Source organism: Microbacterium sp. K41 (genome assembly GCF_004794395.1).
Classification (GTDB): Bacteria; Actinomycetota; Actinomycetes; order Actinomycetales; family Microbacteriaceae; genus Microbacterium; species Microbacterium sufflavum.
Map to the genome: position 1 here is coordinate 1 of NZ_SSDO01000304.1, position 8,164 is coordinate 8,164.

8 protein-coding genes are annotated in these 8,164 nt (G+C 69.4%); 5 read left to right on the forward strand and 3 right to left on the reverse strand.

The genetic code is table 11. The annotated features are described in order from the left end of the window. Nucleotides 1–1,031 (forward strand): 2-oxo acid dehydrogenase subunit E2 (locus DW309_RS08950; RefSeq protein WP_205812715.1); only part of this gene is annotated, 1,031 nt, incomplete at its 5' end. Nucleotides 1,032–1,039: 8 nt separating this feature from the next. Here DW309_RS08950 and DW309_RS08955 read toward each other — a convergent pair. Further along, a complete protein-coding gene (locus tag DW309_RS08955) occupies nt 1,040–2,476 on the reverse strand; it encodes a hypothetical protein (RefSeq protein WP_136045170.1) in 1,437 nt (478 codons plus the stop codon). 160 nt (nt 2,477–2,636) lie between these two features. Between DW309_RS08955 and DW309_RS08960 the strand changes: the two genes are divergently transcribed. Next, nucleotides 2,637–3,347: a DUF4191 domain-containing protein gene (locus tag DW309_RS08960; RefSeq protein ID WP_136030306.1), complete on the forward strand. Its 711-nt coding sequence runs from the start codon at nt 2,637–2,639 to the stop codon at nt 3,345–3,347. A 57-nt stretch (nt 3,348–3,404) separates the two neighbouring features. Here DW309_RS08960 and DW309_RS08965 read toward each other — a convergent pair whose 3' ends face one another. Next, nucleotides 3,405–4,592, reverse strand: a complete 1,188-nt coding sequence (locus DW309_RS08965; protein ID WP_136030304.1) for a RimK family alpha-L-glutamate ligase — start codon at nt 4,590–4,592, stop codon at nt 3,405–3,407. Nucleotides 4,593–4,610: 18 nt separating this feature from the next. Here DW309_RS08965 and DW309_RS08970 point away from each other — a divergent pair, with 18 nt between their 5' ends. After that, nucleotides 4,611–5,099 carry an ATP-dependent zinc protease family protein gene (locus DW309_RS08970; protein WP_136036632.1) on the forward strand — a complete coding sequence of 163 codons (489 nt, stop codon included), beginning with the start codon at nt 4,611–4,613 and terminating at the stop codon, nt 5,097–5,099. A 24-nt stretch (nt 5,100–5,123) separates the two neighbouring features. Here the strand turns inward: DW309_RS08970 and DW309_RS08975 are convergent, their stop codons facing one another. Then, nucleotides 5,124–5,552 carry an RDD family protein gene (locus DW309_RS08975; RefSeq protein ID WP_372490597.1) on the reverse strand — a complete coding sequence of 143 codons (429 nt, stop codon included), beginning with the start codon at nt 5,550–5,552 and terminating at the stop codon, nt 5,124–5,126. Nucleotides 5,553–5,700: 148 nt separating this feature from the next. Here DW309_RS08975 and glnA point away from each other — a divergent pair, with 148 nt between their 5' ends. After that, entirely contained in the window at nt 5,701–7,125 is a 1,425-nt protein-coding gene (gene glnA, locus DW309_RS08980; RefSeq protein ID WP_136030300.1) for a type I glutamate--ammonia ligase, read from the forward strand. A gap of 179 nt (nt 7,126–7,304) precedes the next feature. Beyond that, nucleotides 7,305–8,164: serine/threonine-protein kinase (locus DW309_RS08985; protein ID WP_136045171.1), on the forward strand; the 860-nt coding region annotated here is incomplete at its 3' end.

Sequence of the window (8,164 nt, forward strand, 5' to 3'; positions counted from 1 at the left end):
CTCCCGCCCAGCCCCAGGCTCCGGCCGCGGCCCCTGCACCTGCTGCCCCTGCTCCGGCGCAGGCCGCACCGGCTCCCGCAGCGACCGAGGCGCCCGCTCCGAAGCTCTCGCTGCCGACGGAGAACGACAACCTCTACGTCACCCCGCTGGTGCGCCGTCTGGCCGCACAGCAGGGCGTGGATCTCGCTTCCGTGACGGGTACCGGTGTCGGCGGGCGCATCCGCAAGGAGGATGTGCTCAAGGCTGCCGAGTCCGCATCGCAGGCTCCGGCCGCCACGAATGCGGCTCCGGCTCCCGCACCGCTCGAGGTCTCCCCGCTGCGGGGTACGACCCAGCCGATGTCGCGTCTGCGCAAGGTACTCGCCAAGCGCGCGGTCGAGTCCATGCAGCAGACGGCGCAGCTCACCACGGTTGTGGAGGTCGACGTCACCGCGCTGGCGGAGTACCGCGACAGCGTCAAGGGCTCGTTCCTCGAGAAGACCGGCGACAAGCTCTCGTTCCTGCCGTTCTTCGCGCTGGCCGCCGCCGAGGCGCTGCAGGCCTTCCCGATCGTGAACGCGACGGTCGACGGTGAGCAGATCGTCTACCCGGCCACCGAGAACGTCTCGATCGCGGTCGACACCGAGCGCGGGCTGCTCACTCCGGTGCTGCGCGACGCCGCGTCGAAGAACATCGCTCAGATCGCTCACGAGATCGCCGACCTCGCGGCCCGCACGCGCGACAACAAGCTGAAGCCGGACGAGCTGGCCGGCGGGACCTTCACGCTGACCAACACCGGTTCCCGCGGTGCGCTGTTCGACACGCCCGTCGTGTTCCTTCCGCAGTCCGCCATCCTCGGCACCGGCACGGTCGTCAAGCGTCCGGGTCTCGTCAAGGTCGGCGGAACCGACGCGATCGCGGTCCGTTCGTATGTGTACCTCGCTCTGTCGTACGATCACCGCATCATCGACGGTGCCGACGCGGCGCGCTTCCTCGGTGCGGTGAAGGCGCGCCTCGAAGCGGCGCAGTTCGCCCCGCAGCTGGGCGCCTGACCGAACGATCATTCTGGCTGGTCCGCGACGTCGTACACGTCGCGGACCAGCCATTTGTCGTCCTGCCGCACGAGTACGACCATCGCGGTGGGACTCGCGGCGTCCGCCTCCGCCGGCCGAGCGACGCGGGTGACCGCGACGTCGCCGTACTCGTCGACCAGCTCGACCGTGAGCTCACCGCTGAGCGCGCGCACGGCGTCGACGGTTCCTGCGGAACCGGGCGCGATCGCGGCGACGCACTCCGCGTCCCCGGCGGAGTGACAGGCCTCAGCGGCGGAGACGAGCGTCGGGACGGCGGCGGCGGGGTCGCCCGCGTCCGCGACGCGCGGCGTGGGGGCAGCAGACGCGTGCTCGGCTCCTGTCGTCGATGACCCGCCTTTCGCCCGACCATCCCCGGTCGACGTCGGCGTCGGCGCCGTCCCCGCCGCGGTGGAGGCACCTCGGGCGTCGCTCCCGCCGTCGCCGCTCGGCCACATCAGCCCGCCCACGAGCACGACGGCCGCACCCGCTGCCGCGATCAACAGCAGTCGGCGACGAGGTGCGCGGGGAGCCGCGGCCCGATCCCGCCCCCTACCGCTCGTCGCCCGCCGCACGCGGACGGCCTCCCTGGCGTCGGCGATCCGCGACGCGATGTTCTCCCACAGCATCCGCACGGCGCTGCGGACTCTCGCCCGGGTGGTCCGTGGGGTACGGACCGCGGACCTCCGCGTCGCGAGGCTCCTCCGCGTCGGGGCGACCCCGCCCACAGCGGGCTCGACGACGCGGGAGAGGTCTCGCGCCCGCACCGGCTTCGTCGTCTGATGCTCCAGGGGACGTGGGGACACGAGGGCGAGAAGCTCGCACTCCCACTCGTCGAGAAGCCGCCGCGGAACCCGGGGGTGCTCCAGTCGTTCGCGCAGTCCATCCCCCACCCGGTCCAGAACACGCCTCAGCGCTCGATCGGTCTCGCAGTCCCTGAGCGTCTCGACGATCGTCGCCGCTGCGGACCGGATCCCGCTCCCCTCACCGATGACGAACAGGGGTCGCCCGCCGTCGGTGAGCCACCACGTACCCTCGACGCCGCTGCCCATGCGCGCCAGTTCACCGATGCCGCGCAGCAGACTCACCGCCACCGTGCACACCTCACCCTGACGCAACCGCTGCCCCGAGGCGGACCGTCGGTCGATGAACGCCTGCAACCGATCGGTGCACCAGGGCAGCAGCACATCGTGGCCGTCCGCACGTCGGACGATGTCCAGCGGTCCGGCGACGTGCTGTGCGCCCGCGAAGTGCCAGCCCGCCCATCCCGCGAGCTCCTCGCTCGGACACCGCACCGCCACGCCGTCGCCGCTGGTGACGAGCGCCCCCGCGAAGGGGGTGTCCGGCGACGACAGCATCCGCAGCGTGCGGTGCGCTCGTGCCAGCAGGGGCGGTGGGGCCGTCTCGATCGTCTGGGCGTCGGTCATGCGCCCATCTCACCCGAGGGATCGTGCGCCCGGAGCCATCCACGGCGTGAGCGGAAAGGTCCGCCGGCTGCGGCTGGCTGTGCAGAGCGAGTCCTCGTGCTGCTCCGCTCCGCGCGAACGACGACATCGTCAGGGTCTGGGACTCGGTAGGCTGGATGTCATGGCAAAGCGTGCTCCCGAACCCGAGAAGCGTCCTGGGTTCTTCTCCCAGATCAAGTCCCTCTTCCGGTTCACGCGCGAGGCCTACCCGTGGCTCCCCTGGGCGCAGGCCGGCATCCTCGTCGGCGGCATCCTGCTCGGCCTCGTCGCCGGCTACCTCATCCCGCCGTTCCAGGTGTGGACGCTCGTGCTCTGGGGCATCACCGGCCTCATGCTGGGCGTGCTCGGCGCGCTGTTCCTCATGACGCGACTGTCGACCTCGGCGATGTACACCAAGATCGACGGCATGCCCGGCGCGACCGGTCACGTGCTGAGCACCAGTCTCGGGCGTCGCTGGCAGGCATCGGAGACCCCGGTGGGGATCAACCCGAAGACCCAGGAGGCCGTGTACCGCACGATCGGTCGCGGCGGCATCGTGGTGGTCGGCGAAGGTGCCCGCGGCCGCCTCACGCGCCTGGTCAACGAGGAGCGGAGCAAGGCGCAGCGCGTCGCGCACGGTGTCCCCGTGACCGTGCTCTACGTCGGGCACGGCGAGGACGAGGTACCCATCGCCGACCTCGCCAAGACCATCAAGAAGCTTCCCAAGGCCATCGACAAGGCCACCATGGCCGCGGTGATCCGTCGCGTCGACTCCGTGTCGCAGTCGCTCTCGTCGCTGCCGATCCCGAAGGGCATCGACCCCACCAAGGTGCGCCCGCAGCGTCCGCGCTGACCCGCACACCGCACGATCGACGCGCGGCCGTCCTCCTCGGAGGGCGGCCGCGCGTCGTCACTCCGACAGCGGCTGCTTCGGCAGGCGCCGCACCTTCGCCCGGCGACGACGACGCTCCGGGATCATCGAGCGCATCTCTTCGAGCTTGCCGAAGCAGAACAACCGGTCGTCCGCCTCCAGCACGACGTGCTTGCGCGGGTTCGGGATCACGCTCACCCCGCGGTGCAACGTGAGCACGGTGATGTCACGCTCCCACAGTCCGGCTTCACCCAGGGTCTTCCCCACCAGGTCGGCGGCGCCGTGCACCATCAGCTCCGCCACGCCGTACCCCGTCGACACCGTCAGGCGCTGTCGCACGTCGATCTCGGGGAACGCCACCTGCCCGGCGATGTAGTCGATGATGGCGCCGGCGACGTCGAGCTTCGTGGCCGTCTCGATGCCCTGCAGTCCCGGCGAGGAGTTCACCTCCATGACGAGCGGTCCCTCGTCGCCCTCGAGCATGTCCACTCCCGCCACCCGCAGCCCCATGATCTGCGCCGAACGGACGGCCGCCCGCTCGTACACCGGGTCGAGCTCGATCGCCTCCACCGATCCGCCGCGGTGCACGTTCGAGCGGAATTCGTCGCCGGCCGCCGACCGCCGCATCGCCGCGACGACGCGGTCGCCCACGACCAGCGCACGGATGTCGCGCCCACGACTCTCGGAGATGAACTTCTGGATGAGCACGTTCTGCTTCGTGGAGTGCAGGGTCTCGATGATCGCCTCGGCGACCTTGACCTGTGGGGCGAGGATCACGCCGATCCCCTGCGTGCCCTCGAGCAGCTTGATCACGACCGGGGCACCGCCGACGCGCTCGATCGCCGGGCGCACATCGGCGCGGTTGCGCACGAAAGCGGTGGGCGGCATCGCGATGTTGTGCCGGGAGAGGATCTGGTTGGCGCGGAGCTTGTCGCGCGCGCTCGAGATGCCGTTGGCGGTGTTCGGGGTGTACACGTCCATCTGCTCGAACTGGCGGACCACCGCCGTACCGAAGTAGGTGATCGAGTTCCCGATGCGCGGCAGGATCGCGTCGTAGTCGCTCAGCTGGCGTCCCCGGTAGTGCAGGTCGGGTTCATCGGAGGTGAGGTCGATCGCGAAGCGAAGGGTGTTCAGCACCTTGACGTTGTGCCCCCGCTGCAGCGCGGCGGCCCGGAGGCGCTGGGTGGAGTACGCCTGCGGCGCACGGGACAGCACTGCGATCTTCACGGGGGATTTCCTGCCAGGATGTATCAGGTGAGTAGGTCTACCCATTCAAACACCCTCACGGGGTGGCGAGAGTGGGTCAGCCTGCCCGATCTCGGCGTCGACTGGATCAAGGCGAAGATCGACACCGGCGCGCGCACCTCATCGCTGCACGCGTTCGACGTGCACGAGTTCGAGCGTGAGGGCGAGGCGTGGGTCCGCTTCCGGGTGAACCCGTGGCAGGACAGCCAGGACGACGCGGTCGTCGTCGAGTGCCCTGTGCACGATCGCCGCGCCGTGCGCAGCTCGTCCGGGCACGCGCAGGAGCGTCTGGTGGTGCAACTGATCATCCGCCTGGTCGACCGCGAGGTGCTGGCCGAGGTCACCCTCAGCAACCGGGACGAGATGGGGTTCCGCATGCTCATCGGTCGCGAGGCCCTGCGTCACGGCTACGTCGTGGACCCCGCGCGCTCGTTCCTCGGTGGAAGGGCACCGCGCGAGGCACGCCGCCGCAACCGGGGACGCGTCTGAGGCAAGCGGGCGACTCGACGCGGCTCAGGCGCGGATGAGGACGGTGCCGACCGCCTTGTCGTGCAGACCGCGCTGATCCGCATCCCAGACGACCGCCGGGATCACGACGAGCAGCAGCAGCGTGCGAACGACCGGCCGCCACAGCCCGATCCAGGCGCCGTCGAGACGCACCAGGCGCATGCCGAGGATGCGGTGACCCGGGCTACCCCCCGCGGTGGGGATGAACAGGATCTGCAGGACCGCGAACACCAGCAGCGGGGCGAACTGCGTCAGACCCGCCTCGGACGGCAGCGCGAACTGGTCGAACCCGAGGAAGCCGGTGGCGATGATCGTGGCGGCCGCATAGTCGATCACGAGAGCGCCGATGCGTCGTCCGGGACGGGCGATGCTTCCCGTTCCCGACTCCGGGAGTCCGAGTCGTTCACCGGGGTACCTGTTCACCGCATCCGTCACCACACCAGCCTACCGAGCCCTCGGAACCGCGCCTTCCGCCCTCACGCTGTAACACGCTCGAAACAAAGCGGATACCGTGGAGAAATCCCCCGTCCGTACTGTGCAGAGTGGCCCCGAAGCCATCGATCCGCATCACAGGAGTCGTTACATGTTCAAAGATTCGTCCGAGGTACTGGCCTACATCAAGGAGAACGACGTCAAATTCCTTGACATCCGGTTCACCGATCTCCCTGGCGTGCAGCAGCACTTCAACATCCCTGCGGCGACGGTCGACGAGGCCTTCTTCACGGACGGGCAGCTGTTCGACGGCTCCTCGATCCGCGGCTTCGCGAGCATCCACGAGTCGGACATGCAGCTCATCCCCGACGTGACGACGGCCTACATGGACCCGTTCCGCGAGGCGAGCACCCTCGTGATGATCTTCGACATCTACAACCCGCGCACCGGCGAGATCTACTCGAAGGACCCGCGTCAGGTCGCCAAGAAGGCCGAGAAGTACCTCGCGTCGACCGGCATCGCCGACACCGCGTACTTCGCGCCCGAGGCCGAGTTCTACATCTTCGACGACGTGCGCTACTCCGTCACGGCGGGCGAGAGCTTCTACAAGGTCGACTCCGAGGAGGCCGCGTGGAACACCGGTCGCGAGGAGGAGGGCGGCAACCTCGCCAACAAGACCCCGTACAAGGGCGGCTACTTCCCCGTGAGCCCGGTCGACAAGACGGCCGACCTGCGCGACGACATCACGCTCAAGCTGATCGAGGCCGGCTTCATCCTCGAGCGCTCGCACCACGAGGTCGGCACGGCGGGCCAGCAGGAGATCAACTACCGCTTCGACACGATGGTGCACTCGGCGGACGACATCCTGAAGTTCAAGTACATCGTGAAGAACACGGCCGAGGAGTGGGGCAAGGTCGCCACCTTCATGCCCAAGCCGCTCTACGGTGACAACGGCTCCGGCATGCACACGCACCAGTCGCTGTGGAACGACGGCAAGCCGCTGTTCTACGACGAGGCCGGCTACGGCCAGCTCAGCGACATCGCCCGCTGGTACATCGGCGGCATCCTGGCGCACGCTCCCGCGCTGCTCGCCTTCACGAACCCGACGCTGAACAGCTACCACCGTCTGGTGAAGGGCTTCGAGGCTCCGGTCAACCTGGTGTACTCGGCCGGCAACCGCTCCGCCGCGATCCGTATCCCGATCACGGGCTCCAACCCGAAGGCCAAGCGCATCGAGTTCCGCGCTCCCGACGCCTCCGGCAACCCGTACCTCGCCTTCGCGGCGCAGCTCATGGCGGGTCTCGACGGCATCAAGAACCGCATCGAGCCGCACGAGCCGGTCGACAAGGACCTCTACGAGCTTCCGCCCGAGGAGGCCAAGAACATCCCGCAGGTGCCGAACTCGCTGCTCGACTCGCTCGAGGCGCTCCGCAACGACCACCAGTTCCTCCTCGAGGGCGGCGTGTTCACCGAGGAGCTCATCGAGACCTGGATCTCCTACAAGTACGAGAACGAGATCCTGCCGATCGCGCAGCGTCCGCACCCGTTCGAGTACGAGCTGTACTTCGGGGTCTGACCCGCACCGCGAAGCGTCCGCCGGGATTCCTGGCGGGCGCTTCCGCGTGTCCGGGGGCCATTCCACACACCCTCTTGCAGGTCCCTGCCCCGGAGTCAAGCCCGAAGACGGGAATCGTGTAGCGCCCTAGCGTGAGAGAGTCGCCGGGCTACCCGACCCGGCGACGGGGAGGCTGCACCATGTGGACGCAGGAGGCGACGCCGACCGAGGCTCTGCTCGACAGCCGATACCGGCTGGGCGATGCCGTGGGCGTCGGCGGCATGGCGACCGTGTACCGCGCCGAGGACATCGCGCTGGAGCGCACGGTCGCGGTCAAGATCTTCCGCACCTCGGACGATGCCGTGACCTCGACGGACCGCGCGCACTCCGAGAAGGCGCTGCTCGCCTCCCTCAACCACCCCAACCTGGTCACGCTCCTCGACGCCCGCCTCGACCCCGGCCGGGCGATGTACCTGGTGATGGAGTTCGTTCCCGGCCCCACGCTCAGCAGCCGCCTCTCCCGCTCCGCCGTGACCCCCCAGGAGGTCGCGACCATCGGAGCCGACGTCGCCTCCGCCCTCCATGCCGCTCACGCGGCGGGCATCGTGCACCGTGACGTCAAGCCGTCCAACGTTCTCCTCACCCCGCCGGCGTCGGGCAGTGACCGGTGGACGGCGAAGCTCGCGGATTTCGGGATCGCGTGCATGATCGACACGTCGCGGGTCACCGCGCCGGGCATCGTCCTCGGCACCCTCACGTACATGGCGCCCGAGCAGCTGCGCAACGGCGAGGTACGGCCGTCGGTCGACATCTACGCGCTGGGCCTTGTGCTCCTGGAGGCACTGACCGGCACACCCGGCTTCGCGCCCACCCTGAGCGTCGAGACCGCCCTCGCCCGCCTGCACCTGGCGCCGGACGTTCCCGCGTCGCTCGGACAGGACTGGGGGCGGCTGCTCACCGCGATGACGAGCATCGACCCGGCCGAACGGCCGCACGCCGCCGAGGTCGCGGTCGAGCTGCGGCGGTTGAGCGAAGCACTCGCGGAGGCCGCCGAGCGCGC